This window comes from Microvirga sp. (assembly GCF_014699075.1).
In the GTDB taxonomy this organism is placed as follows: domain Bacteria; phylum Pseudomonadota; class Alphaproteobacteria; order Rhizobiales; family Beijerinckiaceae; genus Microvirga.
This window is the reverse complement of sequence record NZ_JACXAB010000052.1, coordinates 1-25,738: the sequence shown is the minus strand read 5'-3', so window position 1 is coordinate 25,738 and position 25,738 is coordinate 1. Positions and strand designations below refer to the sequence as shown.

Genomic DNA, 25,738 nt, shown 5'->3' with positions numbered 1-25,738 from the left:
GCGGGGTGGAGCAGCCCGGTAGCTCGTCAGGCTCATAACCTGAAGGTCACAGGTTCAAATCCTGTCCCCGCAACCAAATCTCACCAACACAATGAGCACAAAGCCCTCGTGCGGTAACTCCGGCGGGGGCTTTTTGCTGTCCAGCGCAGAGAGCAAGGATGCGAGCGAGATCGCCATGCAGCAGCGCATCGAGATCTCCCTCCTCCTTCGGCGTCAGCACGATCTTCTCGATCAGAGTGCGAATGAGCTCCATCGCCTCGTCCCTGTGCTCCGCGTCATCCAGCAGGCTCTCCAACTCTTCGACCGTCTTGCGGTACACGGCCGCAAGGTTTGGCAGCGGATTCGTCTGCTTCGACTCGAAAAACTCGCGGGCGAGATGAAGAAAGCCGGCAAGGTCCTGTTCGGCCGTGAAAGGCCAGTTGGCGTCGGTCCATGCGGACTCAAGTTGATGACCCGTCACAGTACGTCTCTCCATTTCACCTATGTCCAATGTGCCCACTGGTGAGATGCTCTCAAGGGCTTTGTTGCATTAACCTGCGAAGGGCATAACGAACCCAGTCGAACAAGTCGCTCAGGCGGCAAGACCGAAGAGCTGGTTCACAAGACGGATTTCGCCTGTCACACCGGGCACCGGCAACATGCAACGGCCACGACGGATCATGCGCATGACCCCAAAGCCTCTCAGGGTAGCGGAGGCTGTCTTCATCCTCTGGAAGCCGCGGGTCGGCCGGATCACACGCTTGAGAGCGCCGTGATCCGCCTCGATGACATTGTTGAGATACTTTGAGGTCCGGTGCTCGACATCCTTCGACAGCAGCCCTTCGCTTCGCAAGCGTCGGATGGCCTTTGGATAAGATGCCAATCTGTCGGTCGTGATCGAGCATGGAGGATAGTCGCTCATCATCTTGAGGGCTTTGCGTAAGAAGCGATAAGCGGCTCGGGTGTTGCGACGATCGGAGAGCATGAAGTCGATCAGCTGCCCATGCTTGTCGACCGCTCTGAACAGATACTTCCAGCGCCCTCCAACCCGCACGTAGGTCTCATCCACACGCCACGATCCGGAACGGGATCCCTGATACTGACGGAGCCGTTTCTCGAGCTCAGGGGCATAACGCTGCACCCAGCGGAAGATCGTGGATGGGTCGACGCTGACACCACGCTCCTGCATCATCTCGGCCAAGCCGCGATAGCTGAGGCCGTACTTGCAGTACCAGCGCACGCATAACAGGATGATCTCAACTGGAAACCGGCGGCGCTTGAACAGGGACAACAGGGTGGCTCCTCAGATGGCCGCCATCCCGTAAACTGCCAAGGTTAATGCAACGGAGCCCAATCCGTAGCGTCCTCGCATCGAGCAGAGACTACTATAACCTGTGGCTTGACAGGTTAATACAACAGAGCCGCACAAGGCCGTGAACCTCAATAGGCTTCGATTGCAAGTTGGAAGCGGGCTAGTCCACCTGAACACATCAGGAGACCCGCTAGCCTTCTTCTATCCTCGCCTGAGAATCCTCACGTGCACCATGGTGCCTGGCGCAGTTACGCAGGAGTAGTATGTTGAGATCAGCAAAGGGTACCGCCATGACGCACGAGAGACCCATCACTCCGGCGCAGTTGCGTGCTGGACGGGCGCTCCTCGGTTTGTCTCAGGCCGAGTTGGCCGGACGGGCGTGCTTGGCCCTTATGACTATCAAACAGGCTGAAGCCGTAGCGGAGGCGCATGCGTCCGAGGCCGCAATAGCCGCCATCCGGGTCGCGCTTGAGGATCAGGGTGTGATCTTCCTTGCTGCCGATGGGGGTGAAGGGCCCGGTGTCCGGCTGCGGCGCTTCGGGCCTCGCGACGAAGGTCTGCGGCCGGATCAGCTGACCAGCGAGAACGACGTCTGACACGCAGTTGAAACAGCCGCGGCCACCCACCGCATCAACCCCTTTCAGAAGACGTCGAGGCATGTCACCTTGGGCAGCATGAGGCTGGGATGCTCCCCATGGCTTACCGGGTCCGGTGGCAGCTCGTCGGACGATCCGGGCAGCCGCTCGACAGCGGCTGCATCGGGGAAGGCTTTTGCGCCTACGGCGACGCGGTGGCGGCGGTGGTTGAATTCCTGCGCCCCTACCCGGAAGTGAGCCGCTGCCCAACAGAAAGCTATTGGCTGGCGCGCCGGTCGGTGGATGCTGACCTTGCGGTCTGGGTCTGGGTTGAGCGTCACGAGATCGAAGAAGCCACAGGAGCCATCAGCGGCTCGTGGATGTCCTCAGGTGAGACCAGCATCCAAACTCCGACCCTTGTGTGACTGACGTCGTGGACTGTTGCGGTCATGACAGGCTCTGGCCAATGGCCGCTGAAGCAGCCAGTGCACGTCGGTCATCGCCCCAGCGGCCAACCACCTGGACGCCGATGGGCATTCCCGTCGGCCCAGTTAAACCCGGTACGGAGATGCAAGGCACTCCCAAAGCCGTCCACATCCGGTTGAAGACAGGATCGCCGGTTGCTCCCAATCCCTCCGGCGCCTCGCCGGGCGCGCTCGGCGTGAGCAGCACATCGAACCCATCCAGCACATCGCTGAAGCCTGCGCGCGCCTCTGCCACAAGCGCCCTGGCAGCATCGTAATCCTCGGGTGCGATGAGCACGCCAGCCTCGAGAAGCTCACGCAGCTTCATGCTGAGACGGTCGGATGCGGTCAGCATCTCCGGCGCATGGGACCGCGCCGCCTCGAAGGCCATGATCGTCTTCTGTGCCTCCAGCAGGCCGCGCCACCGCTCCGGAAGGGCGACCTCGCAGACCTCCAACCCGACCGTACCCAGCCGCGCCGCGGCCTCATCGAGTGCCCTAGCCGTGGCAGGTTCGGCCGCTTCCCACGCATAGGGCCGGGTCAACCCAATACGCGGGCGGAACACCTCATCTTTGATGCGCAAATTTGGACGGCCCGCAATGACGGAAGCGAAAAAGGCGGCGTCCCCGACGGTCGTGGCAAATACCCCAACCGTGTCGAGGCTGTCCGCGAACGGATGCACGCCGGAGCGGTCGATCAGGCCAAAGGTTGGCTTGTAGCCCACGCAGCCGCAGAAGCTGGCGGGACGGATGATGGAACCAGCCGTCTGCGTGCCGAAGGCCAACGGCACCATACCACTGGCCACTGCGGCCGCCGAGCCCGAGGAGGAGCCGCCGGGCGTCCGATCCGGGTCATGCGGATTGCGGGTCTTGCCAGGTTGGAAGTAGGCGAATTCGGTGGTCACCGTCTTGCCGAGGATCAGCGCGCCTGCGAGCCGCGCCAAGGCCACGCAAGCCGCATCGCGGGGCGGCCGGAACGTCTCATAGAGCGATGAGCCGTACCCCGTGGGCATGTCCGCCGTGTCGATGATGTCCTTGACCCCAACGGGAATCCCCTTCAGAGGGCCGGAGCCGAACCGGTCCACCTGCCGGGCCATCATCAGGGCAGCATCCATGTCCAGGTGCTGCCATGCCTGTACCACCGGCTCGCGCGCTCTAATGCGCTCCAAGCAGGCGCGGACCAGGGCCTCACTGGTGAGGCTGCCGTCAGCGATGCGCCGCGCGGCGTCAAGGGCAGTGAGACGTCCGGTCATTGGCACCAATCCTCAATGATCTGGCCATAGGCCTCGACGGCCTGGTCGATGTGCGAGGCGAGGCAGTACTCGTCCGTCTGGTGCGCCATGGCCGCCTCTCCTGGGCCGAGAATAACCGTTGGCAGGTTGCCCATGGCTGGGGTCAGCGCCGACGCGTCGGTGAAGTAGGTCGCCCCCTGCGGTACGGGCGCCGCTCCCAGGAGCGGCGTCATGATCTCGAAGACCCGCCGGATCCACGGGTTGCTGGGATCAGTCCAGACGGCCGGCACGTCGATGATCGGTGAGATCTCCATATCGTCGCCCAGAAAGCTCTCGACCATCTCACGCACCGAGGCATGCGGTTGGCCCGGCACAGTGCGGATATCGAGGCTCACTTCGGCACGGTCGGGAACCGAGTTGGTGTTCAAGCCACCATGGAAGGTGCCGATGTTCAACGTCGGCCCGCCCAATACCGCGTGCCGCTGCACGTTGAAATCAAAGTCCGTCAGCCTCACAACCGCATGCGCTGCTTTGATGACGGCATTGTCCCCCTTCTCCGGCATGGAGCCATGCGCGGTCACGCCCCGGGCGACGGCTTTCAGCCACAGGGCTCCCTTATGGCCGATGAGCGGGCTATTGGATGTTGGCTCGGCGACGATCAGGGCACCGGCAGCGTCCAGAAGCCCCTTCTGCCGGCACAGATGATAGGCTCCTTCCGATCCGGTCTCCTCACCGGCGGTGATGATCAGCAACGCGCCAGGGCCCTTCTCCAGCGCGGTACGGTGGGCGATGCAGGCTTCGACAAAGGCCGCAACGCCGCCCTTCATGTCGCTGGAGCCGCGGCCATACACCCGGTCGCCTTCGATATCGCCGCCGAACGGGTCGACCGACCATGGCTGCGAGCCGAGCGGCACCGTGTCCAGGTGGCCGGTAAAGGCAAGCGGTAAGGCTTTCCGGCCGCCGAGGCGCGCAATCAGGTTTGTGCGTCCCTCCCCGAACGGGATTGCCGTGACGGTGAAGCCATTGTCCTCCAGCCGCTTGGCCACGAGGGCTGCGCACTGAGCCTCATTGCCGGGAGGGTTGACGGTATTCTGGCGGATCAGCGCCTGGGTAAGCGCGACAGCAGGTGAAGTCGTCATGGGCCTCGCTTTCTGAGGGGTCTTGCAAGGACCAGATCACCGGAAGGCGGCTGGTTCTTAAGGCGCACGGGCAGGATGCTAACTGCGTGTCGGTTGCGGCGCCAGAGGCACTTGGCCCGGGCGCAGGACCGTATCCTGTCCCCGCAGATCCAGCCCGCTAGCGCTCGTCACCGGGATCCGCATCAGCCAAGGTATAGCCGACAAGGTCATGCAGTTCTCAAGTGCGGTGTCGACGGCCAGCCCATCAGGATGATCGCATGTCACAACCTGGCCACGCAACTCAGAGAGACTCCATAAAGTGGAGGGAGCTGATATGCCGCTTCTTGTTCTCGCGATCCTGTTCGGCCTGCTGCTGCCCGAGCCTCTTCATGCACAGGACACGCCGTCCCCTCTCACGAGGATTGCCTTCGGCTCCTGTGCCGACGAGGAGAGGCCGCAGCCGATCTGGGATGCAGTCTTGGCCTACCAACCCCAGCTCTTCCTGTTTGCCGGGGACAACGTCTATGGCGACGTCCGTCAAGGACGTGAGGTGCCGGATGGGGAGCTGATCCAGAGCCTGCAGGAGTCGTATGCCCAGGCGGCTCAGGTATCAGGGATGGCGCGGCTCAGGAGCACCATCCCGCATCTCGCCACCTGGGATGATCATGACTATGGCAAGAATGATGCCGGGGCCGAGTTCGCCGGGCGCCACGAGGCCCAGCGGCTCTTCCTGCAGTTCTGGAACGTGCCGCCATCGGATGTGCGCCATCAGCGGGAGGGCGTCTACCACAGCCAAACCTTCGGCCCTGATGGCCAACGGGCGCAGGTGATCCTGCTCGACACCCGCTTCTTCCGCTCCTCGCTGAAGCCCACGGACCAGCGCAATGCCGCCGGTCGCGAGCGTTATCTGCCGGACGAGGATCCGGGCAAGACGATGCTGGGTGAGATGCAGTGGTCCTGGCTGGCCGAGCGGCTCCGGGAACCGGCGGATGTGCGCCTTATCGTATCGTCCATTCAGGTGGTGGCGGAGGGGCATGGCTGGGAGCGCTGGGGCAACTTCCCCCGCGAGCGGCGGCGCCTGTATGACCTGATCCGTGCAACGGCGGCTAGCGGGGTCATTCTGCTGTCAGGCGATCGCCACATCGGCGGCCTGTACCGGGAGACCACGGACGTGCCCTACCCGCTCATCGAGATCACCTCGAGCGGCATCAACCAGGTCTTTCCCGGCAACCGGGAGGTTGGGCCCAATCGGCTCGGGGTGGTCTATGGAGCCCCGAACTTCGGCACGATCGATGTGGATTGGTGGGAACGAACGGTCGCTCTCTCGTTGCGGAGCGGAAATGGTGAGCCCGTGCGCCGACAGGTCGTACGTTTGGACGAGTTGAGGATCGCAAACCCATAACTGGAACAGGGCGAGACCGCTTCATGCCTCAGAACATAGCTGCGCGTTGGCGAGGCGCCGTGTTGTCCTATCTTGGGAAACACGGATGAGGTGATGGTGATGCGGCTGCAGGTCCTTGGGTGCGGAGACGCGTTCGGTTCGGGCGGGCGCTTTCACACCTGCTTTCATGTCTCAGCAGGCTCAGCCGGTTTACTGGTGGATTGTGGTGCCTCGTCGCTGATCGCCATGCGGCGGTTCGGGGTTGACCCCAACACCCTCCGGACGGTGCTGATCTCGCACCTGCATGGTGACCACTTTGGCGGTCTGCCGTTTCTGTTGCTTGATGCCCAGTTCGTCAGCCGCCGGACGACCCCACTCACGATCGCGGGGCCGCCGACCCTGTCTGCGCGCCTGCATGCTCTGCGGGAGACCACGTTTCCGGGCTCCACAGAGGCTGACCTGGGCTTTCCCCTGGAGATAGTCGAACTCGAGCCGCAGTTGACCACCCAGGTGAACGGTGTGGCTGTGACCGCCTACCCGGTGCGCCATCCGTCAGGAGCCCCTTCCTACGCGCTGCGATGCCAGGTCGAGCACCGGACCCTCTGCTATTCCGGAGACACGGAATGGGTCCCCATGCTCATTGACGCCGCGCGCGGCGTAGATGTGTTTATTGCCGAGTGCTATACCTTTGATCGGCCGGTCCCCTTCCATACGAGTTGGATGAACCTGCAGGAGCATCTGCCGGAGATTGGGGCCAAGCGCGTGCTGCTGACCCACATGAGCCCGGACATGCTTAAGCAGGCCTCGATTGAGGGTGTCGAGCGTGCCGAAGATGGCATGATCCTCGAGATCTAAAGAGCTTGCTCGAGGATCTGATCGGGGCCGAACTTGTGCCCGACAAAGAGATGCTAATCGTCCGTGATCCGGTTTCGAGTGATTGGCACGTTGAAGATTACGCCGGTGAGGCGGTGCTCTTTCACATGCCGCAGGATTGCTCCCTCGACGAGATCAGGCGTGCACCCCTCATAGAACGGTTGGCAGCGTGGCCGATCCATAGCAGAGGCAGTGGCTTGAATCAGCTGCGCGACCAAGGCTTGCAGGAGCCAGTGCCAACCGCTGATGATGGGGCTAGAATTCACTGAATCGGACACCAACCGGCCAAGCGATTCCATGACAGACCGCACCACACTCGCCCGCCTTGGCAAACTCGTCGCTGTTGATGTCGCCACGGGACACCCGGGGGCGAACAGTTGGGCCGCATCGCAGGTCCTGCAAGCAAACCCAGCGGCCGTCCTCGACCTGATCGAGATGCTTGTGACCGAAGGGCGCAAGGCCGGGGATGTCACATTAACGGCGAATACTACCCTGTACTCGTCAAGGAAAAAGCTTGCGCTTAGGGAAATCAACGACTTGGGCTGTGCAAAAACTGACCTTGTCGGGCAGCCCAACGGCTATACTCAGTTAATGTGACATCCCCCTATGAAGGCCACCGCATCGAAGGCGTCACCCAAAGCCACCCCTAAGGCGGCGAAGAAGTCCGCTGGCACCTCGGCTGGCGCGATCGTGACCCTGCGCCACATCGCCGAGCAGTTGTCGGAAGCGCATGAGCTCCCCAAGCGCCAGGCCAACGAGATGCTGATGCAAGTTATCGAGATGATCGCCAAGAGCCTGAAGAAGGGCGACAAGATCCGCCTGACTGGTCTTGGCATCCTGCAGGTGCGCAAGCGGGCTGCCCGTATGGGTCGCAACCCGCAGACTGGTGAGCCCATCAAGATCAAGGCTTCCAAGAAGATCGCCTTCCGACCCGCCAAGGAACTCAAGGAGGCGGTCTAGCCGGGAGCCGTAGACCGGATGGCTGAAGCTACACCCGCCCTACCGGAAAGCTGGCGGGGCGGGCCTGTTGTTGCGCCTGCTCAGGAGAGATGCTGAGCAAAGTGCTTGTTCATCTCGAACATGCTCACCTTGTCTTTGCCACCAAAGACAGCCCGGAGCTTGTCATCAGCGAGGATCTCGCGCTTGTTCTCGGGGTTCTGCAGATTGTTGGCCTTGATGTACTCCCACACCTTACTCACCACCTCGGTGCGGGGCAGCGGGGAAGAACCGACCACAGCGGCCAATGCGGCCGAGGGCTGCAGCGGCTTCATCAGGGCCGGGTTCGCCTTCTTGGCTGCTTTGGATTCTGACATGGTGAAACTCCGATAACAGGCTTATCCGCCATCTGCATCGGCAAGGTGGCGGGACCATGGCGAGCAAGAAGCTAACAGCTTCTTAACACGCCCCTGTTGCTCAGAGAGCCGAGGTAGCTTTGACTGATGATTGCAAGATCATCAGTACCCACGCCGTTTGCTTTGTGGCTTCGCCAGCATCTGCCGCATCGCTTCTTCAGCCCGTGCCCTTGCCTCTGCGTTGTGCGAGAGGTTGCGCACCTCTGAGGGCTCGTCCTGCTGCTGCAGACCATCCCTCGGTTTGATGATGCCGCGATGAGCGCACAACCATGCTTTCTCGAGACCATTGATGTCTGCCAGTTGAATTGACCTTCGTCGCCGGATTCTCGCGCATCTGTGTCGTGCTTCGGTGGGAGATCTGGTGCTCGGTCTCTCGCCGGGGCGCTTCATGCTTGTGCAGAGCGTTCGGTTGCACTTATCGCGTTCATGGCGCATGATGGTGGTGTGGTGTTGCAACCGGCATCACACAAAGCGCCCTGACAGTAAGCTCCGCACGGCTAACTCTGTCAGGGCGTTGTCGTTTGTGTGCGCCTCTCTCTCTCATTAGTTGGGAACCAGTACTCCGGTATGGTCTCGCCTTGGCACGACCGGCGCATCTTTGCATCTTTACTGAGGCTGATCGGCTCGAGCGCTTCTCACACCGTGATTGGGCATCAGGTGCGGAGTTCTGGGAAGCCTACGCTGATCCCCTGTTCCGCGAAAAGAGAGTACATGACCCAGCGGCCGATCCGGAGAATGAGAAGTCTTGGGGTTAAGGCCAGCGGCTGAGCGGAAACTATATTCTAGGGTTCAGGGTTGCCTCCTCCTTCCTCCGCCATGTACCAAAGGCAGGCGTTCTCGATCCCTTATACTCCTTGGGTTTCATGACTGTTCGCCGCCGCTTTCTGCTCGCTCCATCCTTCGCTCGCCTGATCCAGCGGGAGCGGGTGGGCTGCGTCACGTCGAAGGCTTCTTCCCCGAGCAGCGCGATCGCTCCTCCTGGGTTCGGGTTGAGGAGAACAAAGGCTTGCTGATCCTCAAGACGGTTGGACCTGACGGTGAGGCCGAGGACCAGACCGCCATCCCGGTGGCCCATGCTCATGCGCTGCTCGATGTCTGTGCCGGTGAGGTCGACCACACCCGGACAACCGTGCCGATCAGCGAGGGTCAGGCCTTGGTCGACGAGATCCTCCGGCCCTGTGTCCTGCACCTCGTCACCATGGAATTCGCTTCTGAAGAAGAAGCGGGGGCATTCCGTCCGCCAGAGTGGTTCGGGCCTGAGGTCACGGCAGATCCTCTCTACACAAACTAATCCCTTGCGCTTCGCGGGCTTGCTGAGGCTCCGGATATCCCGCTGTCAGATGCGGCGCTCGACAGCCTGATCGATACTCTGGAAGGCCGCTTTCCTGCCCAGGTGCGCATGGCCATCAGCCGGACGAGAGCCAAGCAGGTGCCGGTGATCCGGGCCAAGGCTCAGACCGGCGGTGAAACCGTCAAGGTCAACCTTGATGAGATCGAGCAGGCGATGATGCGCGAGATGGAGAAGACGTCCCGGACAGGCAAACCTGAGTAAGAGACGGCCCACCCGATGCCGGATGCCCGTTCGCCCGTACGACACCACTTGGTGCTCTATCGGCGTGATCTAGAGCAGGGCCAGGCACGCTTCTTCAGCCTGATGATTGAACGCGACCTGTTTGGCACGATTCGGCTGGTCCGCAATTGGGGAGCTGTGGGCTCTAGAGCATCGGACGAGATCTCGGATCCGATGAGTTCTGCATCTCAGCAATCCCGGACCCATCTCGAGATCGCTGGTGGTGCGTCCACTTAATGGTCCGATGCTGTAAGGGCCAGGAGAAGGTCGATATCTACCTGGATGAGGCCGCAGCCGCGCAAGCCCTCGCTGGCTGGGCTGAAACCCAGCGGCAGAAGGGTTACACGGACCTGTGAAACCCTTCTACATGCCGATCAGGCGGATTGAGGCTGGTTGCTTGTCATAGCCTTCATCGCCTCGAAGCTTCTTGTGAGCGCCCGCCAGAGGCTGCCGATTTCCTCCGATCCCGACGACCCAGCGCTGAACTCGCTCACACCGGTCCCATGGGCGAGGGAGAGCGACAATTCAGGGTGATGGGTGATCTGACCTGACCATGTCGGAACGTCGAGCGCCTGCATTGCCCCTCGTGCATCCGCAACACTCGGATCCTCCGAGCCATTCCTGGCCGGCGCGGCATTGATCACCACCGCATAAGGCTTCTTGAGTTCACGGCAGACTTTGATGGTGGCCTGAATGGCATCGACGTCGAACAGCCCCGGACGCATCGGGATCACGACAAGATCCGCGTGCCAGATCGCCTCGGTCACGGGAGCTTCCGCGTTGGGTGGCATGTCGATCAGAACCCATTCAGCCCCGGCCCGCCGCGCCTTCGCCAACGTGGCGGCGAGATGCTTGGTGCCAACATGGAGCGGAAGATCCCGTGAGCCCCGAACCCGGTGCCAAAGGGTCAGGGATCCCTGCGGATCCGCGTCAATCAGGAGCGTCGGGCGAGAATGCTCGGCCATATAGCTCCCCAGATGCGCGGCAAGGGTGCTCTTTCCAGAACCTCCCTTGCGAGACGCGAAAACCACGACATTCATGCCATTTCCCCCAAGTCTGATTAGGCAAAGAAACGTGGCTGAGTATGGTTAACAGAGCCTTATCGTGCGGCGGACAACAAAACGCCCTCACCGAGGGGTCGTGACAGACCTCCGGCTGAGGGTGGTTGGAGCCCCGGCCAAGGAAATCGGGTGGATCCTCAGCCAGGGCTAATGTGGTTCAAGGAGGCTGAAACCACACAAGCGGACCTTGGCCGTTCAACCGTGGCAATTTTATGGGCCGCGTTCCCACGATATCCTCGTCGTAGCTTTTGATGTGCGCCGGACTGATATCATGACAGCTGGGTTTGTAGCGCCATCCTGCAGAGCGACAGCGGACTTTTTGTAACAAGGTTTATCTTACAAAATGTTATATTGAATAAAGTGTGATAAACTCCAGCGGTATCCGCTCGGGCCTTGATCTACTCAGAGCTGCATTGAAGCCAAGCTCTCCTGCTGTCGTAGAACGGGAGAGCAACCGTCTGCTGGGAACCAAGAGTAGTTATGGCCGTTAGTCAGGGCCATTTCGGATATTTCGTTTATTTCGAATATTGCAGTTATCATGTCGCATGCTATATCACGTTCTGAGCTGAGGGAGCCTGCTATGACGACATTGCTCGAACGACCTGTTCTGCCGAGTCCGCAGGATGCGGAGCTGGCGCTCCAAGCCAGTCGCATGCTCGCAGCGTTCAGGCATGCTGACGCGAACCTCAAGGTGCAGCTCGATGATGGAAAGGTTCTGACACTGCCTCGGGCAGCAACGCACCTGTTGCATCATCTGCTCACAGAGATGGCGCAAGGGAATGCTGTCACCATCATCCCCGTTCATGCCGAGCTAACCACCCAAGAGGCCGCAGACCACCTCAATGTCTCACGACCCTATCTGGTCAAACTCCTCAACGACGGAAAAATCCCGTTTCGGATGGTGGGCACGCATCGACGGGTGAAATTCAGCGACTTGGAAGCCTTCAGAAAGCAGGCCGAGGAGGCGCGCGGTGTAGCCATGGACGAGCTTGCGGCTCAGTCCCAGGAACTGGGGATGGGCTATTAAGACGTCCAGTTATACAGTCCTGCTCGATGCGTGTGTCCTTTACCCTGCGCCGCTGCGGGATTTCCTCATTGAGCTTGCGGCTGCGCGTCTGTTTCGCGCCAAATGGACATTGCGGATCCATGATGAGTGGATTCGCAATGTCCTCAAGCAACGGCCGGACCTGACCCGCTCCCAGCTGGAGCGGACCCGAGACCTCATGAACCAAGCCGTGCTTGATTGCCTTGTTGAGGATTACGAAGAACTCATCGAGGGCCTTCAGCTCCCAGACCCTGATGACCGGCATGTGCTGGCGGCAGCCATCGCCTCAGCGTCCGATGCCATCGTCACCTTCAACCTGAAGGACTTTCCCGTTGGGACTCTTCACAGGTACAACATCGAGCTCCAGCATCCTGACGACTTCCTGCATTATCAGTTCGGGTTGAACCACGCTGGCGTTGTGATTGGAGCGAAGAACTGCCGCGCCCGCCTGAGAAATCCTCCAAAGACTGCAGCAGATTACCTCGCCATTCTTGAGTCACAAGGCTTACCAAAGACTGTTGCAGAACTCAGCGAATATGCGGACGTCATCTGATCATTATAGGCAGACTGCACCTCTTACCTGACGGTCCAGCAAAGACCTCCATCACCATTCTCTCTGCAACCGCCAGATCCTTCCTCGTTTGAGACCTCAATGCGAACGGCTCGCTAGCCGCAAGGTTTCTCAGGAAGCTCAGCAAAGTTCGCTGGGTGCATCAGTGAGATCGCGTATCTTCAAGGATGTCATTGGTGACAGGTTCTATGAATTCGCCTCGCCGGCTTCGCAATCCCTACAAAATGTTCGGCAATGGCGAAGATGTTATCTACGTCGTGGTATCGAGATCAGTTCACGCGCAGCCCCGTTAGGAAGCTTGGTCGCAGCACCTTGGAAATCCGCAGTGGAGGCGCTAAATGCCTCCCAATTCTCTGTCATGATTTTCTTGAAGGCTGCCGGGAGTCGTTAACCTTCGCGCCTTCAGAAAACTTTCGAACATCATTATAGGACCAGCAAGATGCCGGGCATCGCACGTCAGTTCGAGCCGCAGATCACCCGTACCGGTGGCGCCCCTTCCAAGTATCGTTTCACCGCCCGATGCTCAAGCTGCCCTAAGACAGACACCTACGAGGCCATCAAGCCTGCCGGTGATGAACTCGTCAAAGGCTACTTCAAGGAGCGCGGCTGGCTTCTCGCCCGCGATCGGGCCTATGATCTGTGTCCAGCTTGCCTGGCAAAACCCCGGCAGGCTCAGCAGCCGCGCCCGGTCAACGAAGTTCAGCGCTATCGGTCGCCAGAGGCGGCCAACCCTTCAGGTGGCGTGAGCGCCCGAGCGGACAATCGGTCCCGGGACACCGCTGACATCCTGGCCCGCCACCTGGGCAAGCCCGAAGTGCTTGCCGCGGAAGTCTTCCGTGCCAAGCCTGTGCAGCCCCCTCGCCCCTCCGCACCGGAGGCGCCCCCACAGACTGGATCAGCCCCTGCCCTGTCACGGGAGATGGAACAGGCCCTGACGGGCATGGCCGCAGAACTGAAGGACCTGCGCTCGACCATGGAAGGCATGGCGGAGCAGATAGGCAAGCTGGTGGCGCTCGGTGGTCAGCAGCTGGAGGCCCTCGCGCGGCTCGCACCCCTGATGGTTCAATCGGCTGACGGGATTGCCGGCGGCCTGCGGGATGTTGTCAGCGCGATCCAGTCCATCCCGAGCGCCTCCCCTCCTGTGAGAGAGCCCTCCAAGGCAGAAGAGCCGCTTACGCCAGAGGCTGAACCGGTTGAACAGCAGGATCCAGAACTCAGCTCAGAGCCAGAACCTCGGAACGCACCCAGGGCAAAAGCGCGCTCGAGAGCGGGTCAGCGTTCGACGGAGACTAAGGACCAAGTTCGTGAGACTGGCTCCGGGCCCCTTGTGGTCAAGTCGATACCCGACGCGAAGCGCTCGGACCGGTTCTACACGTCCATCCGCCTGCCACGGGATTTGTGGGACCAGGCTGGCTTCGGCCCGGACGACCGTCTCCTGCTGGACTGGAGCGGGAAGACGCTGACGATCGAGCGTGTGGCTGTGGGCGGCGTAAAGCCCAAGGCGGTTGGGAGCACCTCTGTGATCCTTCAGTCTTGGAAGCTTGGGAACCTCAACCTTGACCAACTGAAGGTCACCGGCGCTGACGGATCGCTGCGCCTGACAGCAGGATGTCGGCCGACGTGAGGCTTGATCGGCGAGTGGTGTGCGGGGCGCACGAGCCTCAGACCATGCCATCCAGAGGTTGGTTCAACATGCCTCAAGAAGGGATTTCGACAATTTTGATCCCGACGCGGCGCCGGATCCGCGTCATCGGATAGCCCAGGGGGTTGCAGACAACCCGCATCTGATGATTCTCAGCCTGCACCAGATAGTCGAACGGGGTGTGGACGTGACCATGGATCCAGAGCCGGGTCTTGCAAAAGCGCTTCGGATCGAGGTTGTTCACGAAGAACGCATTGAGAGCATCGCCCTGGAAGTCAGGATGGATCGACCCAGGGAAGGGAGCATGATGTGAGACGATCACATCGGCACTCGCCTGCTCGAGAAACGTGAGCTGCGCCAGGTGCAGGTCATTCCACTTGTCGACCGTCACGCCATGGATCTTCACGAAGTCCGGGAAGCGGGAAACCTCACGCCGCCCGGCATCATCCAGATAGGTCCAGAGGGTTGCGACGGCGAAGCGGATCCCGCCCATCGTGATCAGGTCGCCCAGGTCCTTCGGGAATGAGCCGCCATAGTAGTCATGGTTTCCATTGACGTGGATGACGGGCAAGGCGAGTTCATCTTCAATTCTTGCCAGCACCTGGCTGCGGACCTCAGGATCGGGATGCGTGTCGCCGGCGATCACCATGACATCGGCGTCGGTCTCACGGGGAAGCGAGAGGCTACCATAGACCCGGAACATTCCAGGGGGTGCCCCGAGCAGCAGTTGGTCTTTGCGCTCCTCAAGGTGGAGATCGGAAATCAGCGCGATCCTGGTCAATGCTACTCCGCCGACTAATGCTGTGATCGGATATCATAAGGAGCAGGTCTGTGCCGCCGTCTCTCAGGCCGACAGCTGACTTCTTGCCAACATTTTGATTATGCGAACTGATACCTAGCCGGGGTGAGTTCTGTTCTGACGTGTGAAAGCCGTTTTAGAGTGAGGCGTCGCACAAGGATCCCTTATAGCCCCGCCCTCAACTCTCCCTGGCTGGCTCGACCTCACGTGAACAGTTGCGAACCAATTGGCTGAGGACCTGCAGCATAGGCCGGTGTTCCACCCCTGGCCGGCATCCACAATCACAATTCGCCACCTTACTGTCCAGACGCTTTGACCGTCTCAGGATCCCTCTTGCGCCCTGAACCAGCTATCGCGCCGGATCGTGAACTCCAGGGTGACCTCAGCGGAATGCTTGCCGAGGACCAGCAGTTGGGGTGAAAATATTTGTGCGAATATAATGCATCTGGTGCGTACGTCAGCACATCGTCGCGCTGGTCAAGAGACCAACTCACGACAAAACTAATCCGGCCGAAGAGGGCTCACCCGCCCTCACCTGCGAGGCACACAAAATACGAGGGAACGAGATCGCAGATGATGTCGGAGAGTACCGGCCAACAGCGGGCTGGCGCGAACGACGGATGCCGAAGCGGCCATATTTTTTGTGCCTCATTTGCAGCGAGCCCGCTGCGATATCGGGCCAGACCCGAAAAACGAGGCACATTGCCAGTGATCGCTCACATGGGGTGGCTCTAACGGAGCCGGGGCACAAAGCCCAAGCAGGGGCGGTCCTGCCCCTCAAGATTGGTGCAGACCGGGGGCGGAATCGGGTCCAGACACCACAGGATCATATTCCTGCACAAAAGTTGAGGTATTGAGCCTCGGACGCTCCCTCGCAAAAATTCCTATATATGCAACTTAATTGCTGCGTCGGACCTACGGTATTGAGCCTCGAACCCAGTGCACAAAATTTGCGGAATTGAGCCCGGTAGGCTGCGCAACATAGTTGCTGGGTCACGGGTCCGGGATTGAGCCTCCGACCCGACCCACAAAATTTACAGTATTGAGCCTCCTGCAGCGCTTGCCGCTCCCCGGCCTCCGGGACCCCCTTCGAAACGCAGCGAAGCCGCTCCTTGGCCTCCGCAGAGCCCCTGCTGTGCCAGTTCGCGGACGGTTTGCGGTATTGAGCCTCCTGCTTTGAGACCTCGGGCGGCCTGGCCAGGAGATCCATGCCAGGCATTGTGAGAATTTCGCTGCCCATGATTTTCACATGCACCTTCACCCTTGTTTCCGGTCGACGAATGAGCTGACTGGTGTCGGTGATGTGCAAATCACTTGGCGCAGATTTTCTCATCGGCGTTGATCCCCTCGATGTGCGTCGTGGAAGGAGATGCGAAAATACGAGCCTTCAGATTTGCATTTCACCTGAATGATCATGGTCAAAAGATCCAGTGCAAAATTCCAAGGCCTCATTTTCTCACTGTGGATTTAGCCCTCTTAAGCGATGTGCGAAAATTGACGGGCTATCGCCGACACTTTATCCTGTCAGCAAGAAACAAGTTCAGGCGCTGAGCACAGTGCCATTGCTCGTCGAGAGCATGAATCGGGTGGGGGTTTAATGGCTTGCCTTGTGACTTACGAGTGGGGCGCTGAGCGTCCCATGGACCGCCGGCGCCGGTTTGAAACGACGGTGATCAAGAACATCAAGGCCAGCATTGCCGACATTGAGCGCAGCTACCAGGAGGCGATGGCAGGGGCTCTGGCAGCGTTGCGCAACGCCGAGCTGGAGATCCAGAAGATCGACTACCTGACACCAAACGGGCGGTATGATCGCAGCCGTGAGGCGGATCTGGCGAGCAAAGGCCTTGTTACCACGTCCACTGAAGTGCCGGCCAAACGCCGTCGTGGCCGGCCCCGCAAATATCAGCCGGGTGATCCCCGTCCGCCGCGGAAGTCCCGTGCGAAGGTCCGCCCGCTTTCTGCCCACCGGGTTTCGAACGCGGAAAGCGGTTCTGCGAAGCCGAGGACGTCGAGTGCAACCCGTCGTGCCTCCACGCGCAGGACGTCCGGTACGGCTTCTCCCGTGACGGCAGCGCCGGCGCGGGTGCCGACCCCGGATCCGAAGGCTGCGCCGCAGGTTGCGGCCGCTCTGCTGGAGTCGACGATGGCTGGTGGCCTCGGCCAAGAGACCATTCAGATCGAGATGCCGGAGATGGCGCTTGAGATCAGGCCGGCCGAGCAGCGTAGGGTGCAGGTCACCGTGGTCGAGAACGACCCTGAGTATGAAGCCGAGCTGGCCGAGCAGGCCGCTCGGGAGAAGGCGCTTTGGGATGCCTTGAACGAGCCGGGTGAGGAAATCCCGCCTGAGGGATTGCCGCGTCAGAAGACGAAGTTCTCCATGAATTACGATTTCTCCGATGCCATGGATCAGACAAAGATCGCTCCGGCGGTTCTGGCCCTGTTCCCGGAGTTCGGTTTCTCAACAACGGAGCCGAGTGAGGAGATATCCGAGGAGGATCTGAAACGGTGGCTCTTTGCTACGTCTTACAGCGATGAGCCGGATGATGAGTATCGGGAGATGCGCTTCGGTGACGATATCCGGATCTACAGGGACGCAGAGAGTCTCTACAAGGCGTGGAGATTCCAGCTTGAGCCTCTGATCCAGCGTGAGCGGGACCGGATCATGGTTTGGCATACCGTGCATCTGCGGGTGATCAATGCCGAGCAGTACAGTGCCTCTGCTGCCAAGGGCGAAATGGACCAGGACCTTGCCTTCATGTGGATGGCCCACCGGGATTACATCGCGCTGGGCAACCTGACCGACAGCGAGCATCTCGTCTGGCGGGAGATCGTGGACGCGATGGAATGGCCGAAGGGCTTCTCGCGGATCGATCTGGTCCTGTGGGCCGAGCAGGATCCCAACGTGGTGCCGGATGTCCGGTCCTGGGCGGGAGAGCCGAAGAACTTCCCGGAGCGTCTGCGGTTTGTCCGCTTCCCTCCCTAGGATTTGAGGGAGTGCCCATCAAGAAAGGCGGCTGTCGCGAGACGAGCCGCCTTTTCGTGTGAGTGGGTTAGGCTGCGGCCTTCACCGCCGCCTCCGGCTGTTTCCGGAGGAGGCGGTGGGCGTCGTTCCACATGCAGCCGGGCACATGGAGGAACGCGGTGGCGACACCAAGCGGCAGGGCTTGGCGATGCTGGCAGATCCGTAAACAGCCTGCCGGTGATTGGCCGATCAGCCCAGCCCTGCTCGCGCGGCGTCTGGCTTCTTCCAGGGCACATAGGACACATAGGCCAGGCGGATGAACAGCAGCGTCAGGGTTCTCTGCACCGTGATCTGCATCGCCTGCGGCTCTCCGGTGGCCGGGTCATAGAGGAGCAGACAGCTCTGGCCCGACTGCTCATCCCGCGTCTCAGCCCACATCAGCTCGATCGCGATCTGGCCGGGCGTGTGGGTCACCGTGTAACCGCCGATCCGGTGAGCCGACGGAGCGTTCCAGGACACCTGCTTCTCCCTGCCCTCCCCGTCCACCTCGACCTCGCCGATCCCGGCGGCCTGCCCGCGTAAGCCCGGGCCCCGGCTCTTGAACACGCCGGTGAACGACAAGCGCCGGCGCGGCGCCACCGGAATCAGCCCGATCAGCCGCACGGCGTCGTCACGCGCGAAGGTCTCGCCCTCCTGAACCAGCCGGTCGAGCAGGGCATGCGCCTCGAGCCGGGCTGCCACGTCGAGGTCTCGCCTACTCATCGCCTGAGCCCTCCTGAACGGCCGAGCCAGGAGACGATAGCGGCTCATCCTGGAGCGGGCGGTCCACCGGCACGACCAGAATGCCCTCCTCGCCCAGCACCAGCCGGATGGTCTCGGCACCCTCAGCCTTGACGCGCACAAGATCCGGATCGAGGCGATCCCTCACCAGTGAGATTCCTCCCGTGAATGGGCCAAGCACCGGCTCCAACGCATGGGTGACAATGCGCGCATCAATGCCGTCGTCCGCCAGCTCCAGGCCATGCGAGCGGACCTGTTGTGCGAGATCCCGGCAGTATTCCCGTGTCAGCTCGCCCGTCGTGTGGCTCTTCAGGCCGATCACCGCATCCACGCTGCGCAGCACCGGGATCGGAAAGCCCGCATCGGCAAGCAGCTTCACGGCCGCCACATGCAGCCGGTCCGGATCGGTCTCCTGGCGGGCCAGCTGGCCCACCGCTCCCTGCCCCACCTCGGTGGTCAGGATGAAGATGGCCTCGATTGTCGCCACTTCCGTGCCAGACGGCTCTACCAGACGATCGCTGGTCCAGGCGGCCTGGAGGCGGCTGAGGACGGTCGGATGGGCCTGCTCGACGGCCTTAAGCGCCACGATGGCGCGAGGGTAATCCGTCAGGCTCTGCTGCAGCGACAGCCAGGCGGGCACGCCGGGATTGAGCCCGAAGATGAGCGCGTCCTCCTCGCCCCAGGGCGGGGAGAGGTCATACTGGTGGATTGGGACGCCCAGCGCATCAGCCAGCACCTCCACAAGATCGGCTTTTGTTCCGGACCGATCCGGTCCGGCGAGCAGCAGGACCGCCAGCGGGCGGTGGTCGGAGGGGGTCTCGAGGCGGCGGGACAGTTCGGCCACGAGCGCATCGATGGCGGCATCCTGCCCGGAGATGCCGTCCTTGGCTTTGGCCAGGAACGCCTGCAGGCGGGCTTCAGTGGTGTTTTCACCTGTGGTCATAGAGTTCATTTCGTCTGTGGGGTGATGGATGATGAGCCCGCGCTCGTCAGGAACGAACGTCCTGGGCTCCCTGTGATGAGGTCGGACCGTCCTGTGCTGCGCCGGCTGTGGCGCCTTACCGTGGCATGTCCTTTTTGGGATTTTTCTTGTTCCCTGCCTCACCCACTCACACACTCAGAAGCGTCACTCCTCGGGATTGTCTTTCCGGGATGATGACCCTTCCCCGGACTCTTCCAAGCAGCACCGCTATCGAATGCGCAGGCTTCACTCCATCCGGGGCATTCTCTCGTCGGGAACGATGGAGACGCGATCGCTTGCGCGACGGGCCGAGGAAGATTGTCGATGCGCCTCCTAGTGGGATCCCCGAGCAGCGGGTTGAGGTGCCCGCCATCCGTGTAGCAAAACGCGACTTCCGTTGAGACAAGCGAGCGTGCAAAGATGTCCGTCATGCAAGAGCCAGATCCCAGACAACGGACGAAACTGCTCAAGATTGGAATGCGGCAGTGCCGCTACATCGTCTCCGACGATCCTCGTCGTGCCATCTGCTGCGGAGCCCCGACACCAGAGGGATCAAGCTGGTGCGACTGGCACCGGAGGCTCGTCTACGTCCCGGCGCAACCCGTTAGAGTTCGGCGTGATGCTCTGGCGTCGTAGGCGAGCAATTCACAACGAGCCTTCCGAGATCTGGTCAGGGCGAGGGAGAGCTCACTCCAGCGTGCGCCACCGCATCTTGTGCCGGTCACAAATCCAGCCCAGAGACCGCGCCGTCACGGGCCACGAGGGCGATGCGGATGCCGGCTCGCCTGACGAGTGGACGGCTTCGCCAAATCTCCGCGAGCTTGCGGAAGACAGGTGTGTCCGGAACCGCTGTGACCACGATGTCATCGGCAGAGACATCGAACAACAGCGCCTGCCCGAGTGCGGCGGTGAGCAATGCATACTCCGGACCTCCAGGCTTTCGGACCAGTGGACCCTTCTTGCATTGGGCGACGACGCGGCGGCCATCGATTGTGGCGACTACGTTGCTCTCACCTGGTCGCGAGTGCACCCGGATGGTCTTGTCGTTGCGCCGGTAAGCGCCAGTTCGCGCGCTCCGGCCGAACTGCGGCTCCCTGATCTGCTCCCATCCAGTCCAAGCCATGAAGCGGCCGATGTCGAAGACAATTGGGTCGCCAACCTTGATGCTGGCACCATCGATCGCGACACTTGCCATCGCTCCCGAATGAGGAAGCGACAGGATGAACTCGGCCAGGCGCAGGGCCACTTCGGCCTCTGACATACGGTCGGCTTGGAGGCCGAGTTCAAGCGAATCTTTATCCCTCACAATGTTGAGCCAAGTGTTGGTATTTGCGCATTCCTCACGTAAGCCGTCATCCATCTGTGTCTACATCCGCGCAGTTGTTAACTGCTGACCCACGACTGTAGAGAATACTCATCAGCGCAGCTGCCTAACGTATTGGCTAAGCTTACTCAGCACTGTTGTCGAAATATGACACGGCCGATGTTTCTACTATGTCGACCTAGTGTTGACACTTGGTTTATGTCTAGTGCGCATTCTCGATGAGAGGTCTGCAAGAGCCTGGGAATGATTGAGGGGTGCACCATGAGCGAAAAGCAAGCTAGCGAGCCTAGATCGGTGGCCAAGCTCCGTCCTGTCAACACACCGCCTATCGACGAGAACACAGCTTCGATGATTGACCTCCTACAAGAGCATCTGCGGCTCGCTCGCGAGGGCAAGCTGCGCTCGCTTGCCGTCGTGTCCGTATCCTCCGATGGGGCGGCTATCGGTACCCAGTGGTCATGCGATCCGAGCGATATGGCATCGCTGATCGGTAAGCTCACTGTCCTTACCCATGACCTTATGGCGGCTCGGAAATAAGCCGTCGGTCTATGGGAGCGGGCATTGTGGCGTGTGGCTCCGCCTCAGCCCCCTCAGCGCTCCTCGAGGAGTCGTCCGCCGTCGGCTCTTTGCGAGGAGGCTGAACTACGTTCGTTGCGGCCTGCTTCTGAAGCCTGCGGTTCTTCCACGCCTGCAACATTTCTTGCCTCAGCCCTAACCTTGGTTTCGGAAGCGTCCGCCAGATCGTCAGCGTAAACGCCTTTCCCACCGCGAGTATGAGGGCCATGCCATAAAGGAAGACGGTCGGTGAGAAACTCTCGTCCATCGGTGTCATCCTCTCAGCACTCTTCCGACCCTATTAGCCTTGAACACTGTTGAAGCTCTGCTCACACCTAGCCGGTGCTCGAAGGACGGCTTACTTGCTCCGAAGTTTTCGACCAAAGTCTGTCTTCCCCAACCCTGCCTGTTGCTAAGGATAGGAGGCGACGAACCGGCCTCAAGAGCTCCCATATCGGCCGGTCAGAGTTACTATCAAGAATGCCGAACATGAGACTGCTGCAGAAAGTGCAGACCTACTTCCGCAAGCCTGAACAGCCAGCCGCAATCCAGCGGCAAGAAACTGCTCATGACGAGCAAACTGGCAGCTCACGTTCAAAGCGCACCCAAATCCGGGACGTGCTGCGCCAGTACGAGAGAGGCAGCCTCAAGGAAGCTGAAGCTGTCGACGAGTTACTCAAGATCCTACGATGAGTGCAATCCAAGTCTCTCTATGCTTCTTCCCTATCCGCGTCGCAGGAGATAGCCGCGTCGCCGCTTTCGCTGGAGCCAGGTCTCGAGGGCTTCCACTGCACATGACTGGTTTTCGTAGAGTTCGACCCTGCGCTGCCCAGGTCGACCAATGCGGCCCCACTCGCGGATCAGGGTCGCATCCCCAAACAGGCTCGGCTCGATCGACAGGACATAGTAGCGAGCCATGTTGCAGCCTGGATCGCACCTGTGAAGAACCAGATATTGGATCGTGTCTTGAGCCATGCGCCAGTGTCACGCGGGCCCAGGGACGAGGTCCAATCAAAGTCCTGAATCCGTTGAGCTGGAACGATTCACATCAGTGATGCACCCTGCTATTGCCGCGCTGTGACCCCAGGCACGCTGGCCAGTCATCATCTCCACGAGCACGGTTCCTCTCCCTATGACATCCTTCGTCTCCTCATGGCCAGGAGTTCGACGGCGAGGTCGATCTTGCCGGATTTCACCATGCGTGTGAGGGCGCGGAAGTAGCCGCCCGGGTTCTTGATCCGGCTCTCGCCGCCGTTCCTGGCCGCGTCGTCCTCATAGAGCTGCAGGACGTAGATCACCGCAATAGCCGCCCTGACGGGGCCCACCTCCTCGACAGCTTCGGCCCAGGCGCTCTCATGAGCCCCGAGCGAGGCCCGCAGGTAGCGGCCGGCTGAGACGATGTCAGCGAGGTCCCGCACCGGCTGGCCGTAGTCGCTGAGAGTGGGGCAAGCCTCAAGGATCAATTCCGGTGATAGGTGCTCCGGCGTTTGTTCGGTTGAACGAACCGCCTCAGCTTTCTTCGGAAAGCCCTTGTTACAAGGCTCACTAGGAGATCCGTTGTTGTTATTAGTGTGGAGGCAATCCTTGCCCCCATTGCCCGCATCAAAGAACGCTTTCTCACAGAGTGTCCTCAGGTCTTTCCACTCGTCGAGAGCGTCCAGCGGCATCACCTTTGTGCTGCGTAACGGCGTCCGGGCTTTTAGAGCCTTGAGACGGTCTTCCAGATCGGAGCGGTCCAGATCGGGATAGTGCTCGGTCAGGGCACTTAAGGCTTCTTCCGCGGCGCGGCGGGCGACAGTGATCTCGTCGAAGGCGCGCTTCCGGGCTTCCCTGAGCTGCTTCTGCTCGACCAGTCGCTCGGCCCACTCTCCTCGCCTAGCATAGACGGGCGTCAGGTCGAAGCCGAATGCATCGACGACCTCGCCGCCTAAGTCTCTGACAGCAAAGCGCTTCCCGTTGGGGGATTCCTTCGGAACGATCAGCTGCTGGTCGATCAGCACCCTGAAGGCGTACCGAACAGATCGCTCGGACAGACCGGTTCGGCTCATCAGGTAGTCGTTGGACGGCCAGACCAGCAGCCGCTCCCACTCCTGCTCGCCCCAGCAGGCCACGAGCTCGGAGAGTACCGACCGGGGTCCATTCCGCAATTCCAGCGCCTTGGCAGCGTCCCTGGCTGCCGCAGATAGTTCTTTCCGCGTCACCGTGCGCCCGGTTTCGAGCGCAAGTTCTCTCGCGGCCAGAGCGGCATGTCTCAGCCGCCGGCCTCCTGACGATGCAAGCTGCATCGTACCCTCCTATGTGAGGGCAAAGCGGGAGCGTTCACCGAAACCGATGCTCTTGACATTCAGCTTGTCGGGATGGCATAAGAATGTTGCTACACAATCTTTGCCCACCCCTCGTGGTGGTCTCCAAAGGCCCTCGAAGTTTCCAGCTTCGTGGGCCTTTTGCTTTGCCTAGGTTACGTCACCGTGTTTGGCTCCTTCCGAACAAAGGTGGTCTCAAGGGCGTGGTTGATGGCGTCCTGGCGTGTCTTGAAGCGGCCGCTCTCGACAGCTTGGTCGATTGCAGCCCCAATCAACTGAGGAACCCAGACGTTCATCTCCCGGTAGCCCCGCTCGCGGCGGGCTCTCCTGAGACGCTGAACACGCTCGATCCCTTTCACGTCAGCCATGGCACTCCACCCCATCGCACTTGTGACAGTTACGAGAAATGCCCGATTCTGAGTTGGCTGTGGAGTCGCGCGTCAAGAATCCGTTCACAATAGATCGATTCAGCGGTGGGAAACTTCTTTAGCTAGAATCATTTAGGCGAAAAGGCCGAGTCAATTCGCATGTAAAAGTCAGGTTCCGGGTGATTCGAAGTTACGCACTTGATTCGATGCTGCTTAGTAATCGAGCCGAGCTCCGGGCTACGATCCAGCGACATGACTCAAACATGTGCTGGAAAGGGATGTCGATGATCCCTAGCGGAACCGCTAACAGACCCAGATACTTGAAATAGACTCTACTACTGCGTGAAACGGCTCTAGAAGCAGTTTGGGTTAGCCGCAAACTTCGCAGCTCCGAGCAGTAGGTGGGGATGTACTGCCCGGTGACACCCAACTGACTTTCAATGCTCTGGTCGAGCCGTATCCGCCTTAGTGCTGATGATCTCAAGGCCGAACCCGGAGACTAAGCCTGAATCATGTAGGGCCGAGGTGACGAGAACTGGCTGACCTACCCTGTGGCCACGGCATAGAGAGCATTGTCACGGGCGAACTGAAGAAGCGGAGGATCCATGACAATGGGAGCGAACGACGAGGATGAGCAACCTGAGGGCGGGGCTCCGGCCAGCTCATCCCAGCTTGATCGGCTTGAGAAGCTTGCCAATGCCACCGCAACAGCCGCGCAGGCCAAGCAGTGGCGGGCCAGCAAGAACGGCTTGCGGGAGCAAGACGAGCCTGCGGAGGTGCGCAACCTCAGCCATGATGCTGAAGCGAGAGCGCGGGCTGAAGAAGCCATGCGGCAGATGATGGCGAAACCGCAAAGCAAACGACGGTAGTGAATGGCGGGGCTGCCATTAAGGAACGGTTAGGTTCCCGATTGCCATGGTCCCCGCCCCTTGCCTCAGGAGAGCTACGAGGCGTAACAACGGAGTGATACATGGCAGAAGCCAGCAAAACCAAGAAGCCCAACCCGGCCCTGGCGAAGCCGTTGCAACCCTCGAATGAACTTGCAGCCGTTGTCGGCTCGTTTCCCTGCCCCGCACCGAAGTGGTGAGCAAGGTATAGGAGTACATCAAGGCGAATAACCTCCAAAACCTTGAGAACAAGCGCGAGATCCTGGCCGATGACAAGCTCCGACCGGTCTTCGGTGGCAAGGACAAGGTCAGTATGTTCGAGATGAACAGACACTTCGCTCAGCATTTGTCCTGATCTTCCTGATGAGTGCACAGCAGCCTCGTCCCCCTGCACGAGTTGTTAAGCTTGACCGTTTCATGGTGCGGGTAGCGGGCGCGTTGCGTATCAGCCCGTACAATCTCCATCGCCCCCAATGCGTGGAGCTGGCCCCGGCAGAGAGCCCTTACCTCTCGGCTGGGGCTTTTTCGTTCACGGTACGCCCGACATCGGCACTGTTGCGTTGACCCCAGCAGGGTAATCCGGAGCGGCCAATTGAGGAGCCGTCCTGTTGTCGATTTGCAAGCG

30 protein-coding genes and 2 pseudogenes are annotated in these 25,738 nt (G+C 60.6%); 17 read left to right on the top strand and 15 right to left on the bottom strand.

Annotated elements, in window-relative coordinates; genetic code table 11:
- Positions 1-46: 46 nt before the first annotated feature.
- The 3 genes from IC232_RS27570 to IC232_RS27560 all read right to left on the bottom strand — a co-directional run bounded on the left by IC232_RS27570 (position 47) and on the right by IC232_RS27560 (position 1,950).
- Positions 47-499 carry a hypothetical protein gene (locus tag IC232_RS27570; RefSeq protein ID WP_190848152.1) on the bottom strand — a complete coding sequence of 151 codons (453 nt, stop codon included), beginning with the start codon at positions 497-499 and terminating at the stop codon, positions 47-49.
- A gap of 72 nt (positions 500-571) precedes the next feature.
- Positions 572-1,270, bottom strand: coding sequence for an IS6 family transposase (locus tag IC232_RS27565; RefSeq protein WP_190848151.1), 699 nt, complete (start codon positions 1,268-1,270; stop codon positions 572-574).
- 293 nt (positions 1,271-1,563) lie between these two features.
- Positions 1,564-1,950 (bottom strand): hypothetical protein, encoded by a 387-nt coding sequence (locus IC232_RS27560; protein WP_190848150.1) that lies wholly within the window; start codon positions 1,948-1,950, stop codon positions 1,564-1,566.
- Between the two features lie 35 nt (positions 1,951-1,985).
- Here IC232_RS27560 and IC232_RS27555 point away from each other — a divergent pair, with 35 nt between their 5' ends.
- Positions 1,986-2,291 (top strand): hypothetical protein, encoded by a 306-nt coding sequence (locus IC232_RS27555; RefSeq protein WP_190848149.1) that lies wholly within the window; start codon positions 1,986-1,988, stop codon positions 2,289-2,291.
- Between the two features lie 22 nt (positions 2,292-2,313).
- Here IC232_RS27555 and IC232_RS27550 read toward each other — a convergent pair whose 3' ends face one another.
- Positions 2,314-3,582 carry an amidase gene (locus IC232_RS27550; RefSeq protein ID WP_190848148.1) on the bottom strand — a complete coding sequence of 423 codons (1,269 nt, stop codon included), beginning with the start codon at positions 3,580-3,582 and terminating at the stop codon, positions 2,314-2,316.
- A complete protein-coding gene (locus tag IC232_RS27545; protein ID WP_190848147.1) occupies positions 3,579-4,700 on the bottom strand; it encodes a M20 family metallopeptidase in 1,122 nt (373 codons plus the stop codon). Before IC232_RS27545 ends, IC232_RS27550 begins: the two co-directional genes overlap by 4 nt.
- Before the next feature lie 313 nt (positions 4,701-5,013).
- Between IC232_RS27545 and IC232_RS27540 the strand changes: the two genes are divergently transcribed.
- The 4 genes from IC232_RS27540 (at position 5,014) to IC232_RS27525 (ending at position 7,893) form a co-directional block, all read left to right on the top strand.
- On the top strand, positions 5,014-6,081 hold the full coding sequence (locus tag IC232_RS27540; protein ID WP_190848146.1) for an alkaline phosphatase D family protein: 1,068 nt from the start codon (positions 5,014-5,016) through the stop codon (positions 6,079-6,081).
- Between the two features lie 99 nt (positions 6,082-6,180).
- Entirely contained in the window at positions 6,181-6,915 is a 735-nt protein-coding gene (locus IC232_RS27535) for an MBL fold metallo-hydrolase (RefSeq protein ID WP_190848155.1), read from the top strand.
- 315 nt (positions 6,916-7,230) lie between these two features.
- Positions 7,231-7,530 (top strand): hypothetical protein, encoded by a 300-nt coding sequence (locus tag IC232_RS27530; protein ID WP_190848145.1) that lies wholly within the window; start codon positions 7,231-7,233, stop codon positions 7,528-7,530.
- A 9-nt stretch (positions 7,531-7,539) separates the two neighbouring features.
- Positions 7,540-7,893, top strand: coding sequence for an HU family DNA-binding protein (locus IC232_RS27525; RefSeq protein ID WP_190848144.1), 354 nt, complete (start codon positions 7,540-7,542; stop codon positions 7,891-7,893).
- Positions 7,894-7,973: 80 nt separating this feature from the next.
- Here IC232_RS27525 and IC232_RS27520 read toward each other — a convergent pair whose 3' ends face one another.
- Complete coding sequence (locus tag IC232_RS27520) at positions 7,974-8,246, bottom strand: SWIB/MDM2 domain-containing protein (protein WP_190848143.1); 273 nt, start codon at positions 8,244-8,246, stop codon at positions 7,974-7,976.
- Between the two features lie 1,045 nt (positions 8,247-9,291).
- On the opposite strand from IC232_RS27520, the gene IC232_RS32645 reads away from it, so the two are divergent.
- From IC232_RS32645 to IC232_RS32990, 3 genes are all read left to right on the top strand, one after another.
- On the top strand, positions 9,292-9,576 hold the full coding sequence (locus tag IC232_RS32645; protein WP_246812451.1) for a hypothetical protein: 285 nt from the start codon (positions 9,292-9,294) through the stop codon (positions 9,574-9,576).
- A 108-nt stretch (positions 9,577-9,684) separates the two neighbouring features.
- A complete protein-coding gene (locus tag IC232_RS32640; RefSeq protein WP_246812450.1) occupies positions 9,685-9,837 on the top strand; it encodes a hypothetical protein in 153 nt (50 codons plus the stop codon).
- A 15-nt stretch (positions 9,838-9,852) separates the two neighbouring features.
- Positions 9,853-10,092, top strand: coding sequence for a WGR domain-containing protein (locus tag IC232_RS32990; protein ID WP_190848142.1), 240 nt, complete (start codon positions 9,853-9,855; stop codon positions 10,090-10,092).
- Positions 10,093-10,229: 137 nt separating this feature from the next.
- On the opposite strand, the gene IC232_RS27505 is transcribed toward IC232_RS32990, so the two are convergent.
- A complete protein-coding gene (locus IC232_RS27505; RefSeq protein ID WP_190848141.1) occupies positions 10,230-10,895 on the bottom strand; it encodes a ParA family protein in 666 nt (221 codons plus the stop codon).
- 673 nt (positions 10,896-11,568) lie between these two features.
- Between IC232_RS27505 and IC232_RS27500 the strand changes: the two genes are divergently transcribed.
- The 3 genes from IC232_RS27500 to IC232_RS27490 all read left to right on the top strand — a co-directional run bounded on the left by IC232_RS27500 (position 11,569) and on the right by IC232_RS27490 (position 14,156).
- The gene (locus IC232_RS27500; protein WP_246812449.1) at positions 11,569-11,943 is read left to right on the top strand and encodes a helix-turn-helix domain-containing protein; all 375 of its coding nucleotides are present in this window, start codon (positions 11,569-11,571) and stop codon (positions 11,941-11,943) included.
- On the top strand, positions 11,906-12,514 hold the full coding sequence (locus IC232_RS27495) for a PIN domain-containing protein (protein ID WP_210335526.1): 609 nt from the start codon (positions 11,906-11,908) through the stop codon (positions 12,512-12,514). Before IC232_RS27500 ends, IC232_RS27495 begins: the two co-directional genes overlap by 38 nt.
- Before the next feature lie 457 nt (positions 12,515-12,971).
- Complete coding sequence (locus tag IC232_RS27490) at positions 12,972-14,156, top strand: hypothetical protein (RefSeq protein ID WP_190848139.1); 1,185 nt, start codon at positions 12,972-12,974, stop codon at positions 14,154-14,156.
- A 73-nt stretch (positions 14,157-14,229) separates the two neighbouring features.
- Here the strand turns inward: IC232_RS27490 and IC232_RS27485 are convergent, their stop codons facing one another.
- Positions 14,230-14,955: a metallophosphoesterase gene (locus IC232_RS27485; protein ID WP_190848138.1), complete on the bottom strand. Its 726-nt coding sequence runs from the start codon at positions 14,953-14,955 to the stop codon at positions 14,230-14,232.
- A gap of 1,657 nt (positions 14,956-16,612) precedes the next feature.
- Here IC232_RS27485 and IC232_RS27480 point away from each other — a divergent pair.
- On the top strand, positions 16,613-17,956 hold the full coding sequence (locus IC232_RS27480; protein WP_190848137.1) for a hypothetical protein: 1,344 nt from the start codon (positions 16,613-16,615) through the stop codon (positions 17,954-17,956).
- A gap of 228 nt (positions 17,957-18,184) precedes the next feature.
- On the opposite strand, the gene IC232_RS27475 is transcribed toward IC232_RS27480, so the two are convergent.
- Both IC232_RS27475 and IC232_RS27470 read right to left on the bottom strand, forming a co-directional pair.
- Positions 18,185-18,697 (bottom strand): hypothetical protein, encoded by a 513-nt coding sequence (locus tag IC232_RS27475; protein WP_190848136.1) that lies wholly within the window; start codon positions 18,695-18,697, stop codon positions 18,185-18,187.
- On the bottom strand, positions 18,690-19,658 hold the full coding sequence (locus IC232_RS27470) for a hypothetical protein (RefSeq protein ID WP_190848135.1): 969 nt from the start codon (positions 19,656-19,658) through the stop codon (positions 18,690-18,692). Before IC232_RS27470 ends, IC232_RS27475 begins: the two co-directional genes overlap by 8 nt.
- Positions 19,659-20,075: 417 nt before the next feature.
- Between IC232_RS27470 and IC232_RS33455 the strand changes: the two are divergent.
- A pseudogene (locus IC232_RS33455) lies at positions 20,076-20,312 on the top strand (GcrA family cell cycle regulator); the annotation flags it as partial.
- Between the two features lie 85 nt (positions 20,313-20,397).
- Here IC232_RS33455 and IC232_RS27460 read toward each other — a convergent pair.
- Positions 20,398-21,036, bottom strand: coding sequence for a hypothetical protein (locus tag IC232_RS27460; protein ID WP_246812448.1), 639 nt, complete (start codon positions 21,034-21,036; stop codon positions 20,398-20,400).
- A gap of 225 nt (positions 21,037-21,261) precedes the next feature.
- Between IC232_RS27460 and IC232_RS32630 the strand changes: the two genes are divergently transcribed.
- Positions 21,262-21,537, top strand: coding sequence for a hypothetical protein (locus tag IC232_RS32630; RefSeq protein WP_246812447.1), 276 nt, complete (start codon positions 21,262-21,264; stop codon positions 21,535-21,537).
- Here IC232_RS32630 and IC232_RS27455 read toward each other — a convergent pair.
- Positions 21,518-21,823 carry a hypothetical protein gene (locus IC232_RS27455; protein ID WP_190848133.1) on the bottom strand — a complete coding sequence of 102 codons (306 nt, stop codon included), beginning with the start codon at positions 21,821-21,823 and terminating at the stop codon, positions 21,518-21,520. The two genes, IC232_RS32630 and IC232_RS27455, sit on opposite strands and share 20 nt — an antisense overlap.
- Before the next feature lie 221 nt (positions 21,824-22,044).
- Here IC232_RS27455 and IC232_RS27450 point away from each other — a divergent pair, with 221 nt between their 5' ends.
- Positions 22,045-22,248 carry a hypothetical protein gene (locus IC232_RS27450; RefSeq protein WP_190848132.1) on the top strand — a complete coding sequence of 68 codons (204 nt, stop codon included), beginning with the start codon at positions 22,045-22,047 and terminating at the stop codon, positions 22,246-22,248.
- A gap of 30 nt (positions 22,249-22,278) precedes the next feature.
- Here IC232_RS27450 and IC232_RS27445 read toward each other — a convergent pair whose 3' ends face one another.
- The 3 genes from IC232_RS27445 to IC232_RS27435 form a co-directional block, all read right to left on the bottom strand.
- The gene (locus IC232_RS27445; RefSeq protein WP_190848131.1) at positions 22,279-22,530 is read right to left on the bottom strand and encodes a WGR domain-containing protein; all 252 of its coding nucleotides are present in this window, start codon (positions 22,528-22,530) and stop codon (positions 22,279-22,281) included.
- 155 nt (positions 22,531-22,685) lie between these two features.
- Positions 22,686-23,840: a plasmid replication protein RepC gene (gene repC / locus IC232_RS27440; RefSeq protein WP_190848130.1), complete on the bottom strand. Its 1,155-nt coding sequence runs from the start codon at positions 23,838-23,840 to the stop codon at positions 22,686-22,688.
- Between the two features lie 173 nt (positions 23,841-24,013).
- Positions 24,014-24,226, bottom strand: a complete 213-nt coding sequence (locus tag IC232_RS27435; RefSeq protein WP_190848156.1) for a hypothetical protein — start codon at positions 24,224-24,226, stop codon at positions 24,014-24,016.
- Positions 24,227-24,831: 605 nt separating this feature from the next.
- Here IC232_RS27435 and IC232_RS27430 point away from each other — a divergent pair.
- Positions 24,832-25,095, top strand: coding sequence for a hypothetical protein (locus IC232_RS27430; RefSeq protein ID WP_190848129.1), 264 nt, complete (start codon positions 24,832-24,834; stop codon positions 25,093-25,095).
- Positions 25,096-25,196: 101 nt separating this feature from the next.
- A pseudogene (locus tag IC232_RS27425) lies at positions 25,197-25,468 on the top strand (SWIB/MDM2 domain-containing protein).
- The last annotated feature ends 270 nt before the right edge of the window (positions 25,469-25,738 follow it).

What these genes read in the sequence shown, in the direction of transcription:
- IC232_RS27490 (WP_190848139.1), top strand. Translation starts at nt 12,972, where the DNA reads ATGCCGGGCATCGCACGTCAGTTCGAGCCGCAGATCACCCGTACCGGT.
- IC232_RS27530 (WP_190848145.1), top strand. Translation starts at nt 7,231, where the DNA reads ATGACAGACCGCACCACACTCGCCCGCCTTGGCAAACTCGTCGCTGTT.
- IC232_RS27525 (WP_190848144.1), top strand. Translation starts at nt 7,540, where the DNA reads ATGAAGGCCACCGCATCGAAGGCGTCACCCAAAGCCACCCCTAAGGCG.
- IC232_RS27545 (WP_190848147.1), bottom strand. Translation starts at nt 4,700, where the DNA reads ATGACGACTTCACCTGCTGTCGCGCTTACCCAGGCGCTGATCCGCCAG.
- IC232_RS27550 (WP_190848148.1), bottom strand. Translation starts at nt 3,582, where the DNA reads ATGACCGGACGTCTCACTGCCCTTGACGCCGCGCGGCGCATCGCTGAC.
- IC232_RS27480 (WP_190848137.1), top strand. Translation starts at nt 16,613, where the DNA reads ATGGACCGCCGGCGCCGGTTTGAAACGACGGTGATCAAGAACATCAAG.
- IC232_RS27460 (WP_246812448.1), bottom strand. Translation starts at nt 21,036, where the DNA reads ATGGATGACGGCTTACGTGAGGAATGCGCAAATACCAACACTTGGCTC.
- IC232_RS27450 (WP_190848132.1), top strand. Translation starts at nt 22,045, where the DNA reads ATGAGACTGCTGCAGAAAGTGCAGACCTACTTCCGCAAGCCTGAACAG.
- IC232_RS27430 (WP_190848129.1), top strand. Translation starts at nt 24,832, where the DNA reads ATGACAATGGGAGCGAACGACGAGGATGAGCAACCTGAGGGCGGGGCT.
- IC232_RS27475 (WP_190848136.1), bottom strand. Translation starts at nt 18,697, where the DNA reads ATGAGTAGGCGAGACCTCGACGTGGCAGCCCGGCTCGAGGCGCATGCC.
- IC232_RS27455 (WP_190848133.1), bottom strand. Translation starts at nt 21,823, where the DNA reads ATGGACGAGAGTTTCTCACCGACCGTCTTCCTTTATGGCATGGCCCTC.
- IC232_RS27555 (WP_190848149.1), top strand. Translation starts at nt 1,986, where the DNA reads ATGGCTTACCGGGTCCGGTGGCAGCTCGTCGGACGATCCGGGCAGCCG.
- IC232_RS27535 (WP_190848155.1), top strand. Translation starts at nt 6,181, where the DNA reads ATGCGGCTGCAGGTCCTTGGGTGCGGAGACGCGTTCGGTTCGGGCGGG.
- IC232_RS27520 (WP_190848143.1), bottom strand. Translation starts at nt 8,246, where the DNA reads ATGTCAGAATCCAAAGCAGCCAAGAAGGCGAACCCGGCCCTGATGAAG.
- repC (WP_190848130.1), bottom strand. Translation starts at nt 23,840, where the DNA reads ATGCAGCTTGCATCGTCAGGAGGCCGGCGGCTGAGACATGCCGCTCTG.
- IC232_RS27500 (WP_246812449.1), top strand. Translation starts at nt 11,569, where the DNA reads ATGCTCGCAGCGTTCAGGCATGCTGACGCGAACCTCAAGGTGCAGCTC.
- IC232_RS32630 (WP_246812447.1), top strand. Translation starts at nt 21,262, where the DNA reads ATGAGCGAAAAGCAAGCTAGCGAGCCTAGATCGGTGGCCAAGCTCCGT.
- IC232_RS27560 (WP_190848150.1), bottom strand. Translation starts at nt 1,950, where the DNA reads ATGCCTCGACGTCTTCTGAAAGGGGTTGATGCGGTGGGTGGCCGCGGC.
- IC232_RS32990 (WP_190848142.1), top strand. Translation starts at nt 9,853, where the DNA reads ATGCCGGATGCCCGTTCGCCCGTACGACACCACTTGGTGCTCTATCGG.
- IC232_RS27470 (WP_190848135.1), bottom strand. Translation starts at nt 19,658, where the DNA reads ATGACCACAGGTGAAAACACCACTGAAGCCCGCCTGCAGGCGTTCCTG.
- IC232_RS27505 (WP_190848141.1), bottom strand. Translation starts at nt 10,895, where the DNA reads ATGAATGTCGTGGTTTTCGCGTCTCGCAAGGGAGGTTCTGGAAAGAGC.
- IC232_RS32640 (WP_246812450.1), top strand. Translation starts at nt 9,685, where the DNA reads ATGGCCATCAGCCGGACGAGAGCCAAGCAGGTGCCGGTGATCCGGGCC.
- IC232_RS27435 (WP_190848156.1), bottom strand. Translation starts at nt 24,226, where the DNA reads ATGGCTGACGTGAAAGGGATCGAGCGTGTTCAGCGTCTCAGGAGAGCC.
- IC232_RS27540 (WP_190848146.1), top strand. Translation starts at nt 5,014, where the DNA reads ATGCCGCTTCTTGTTCTCGCGATCCTGTTCGGCCTGCTGCTGCCCGAG.
- IC232_RS27445 (WP_190848131.1), bottom strand. Translation starts at nt 22,530, where the DNA reads ATGGCTCAAGACACGATCCAATATCTGGTTCTTCACAGGTGCGATCCA.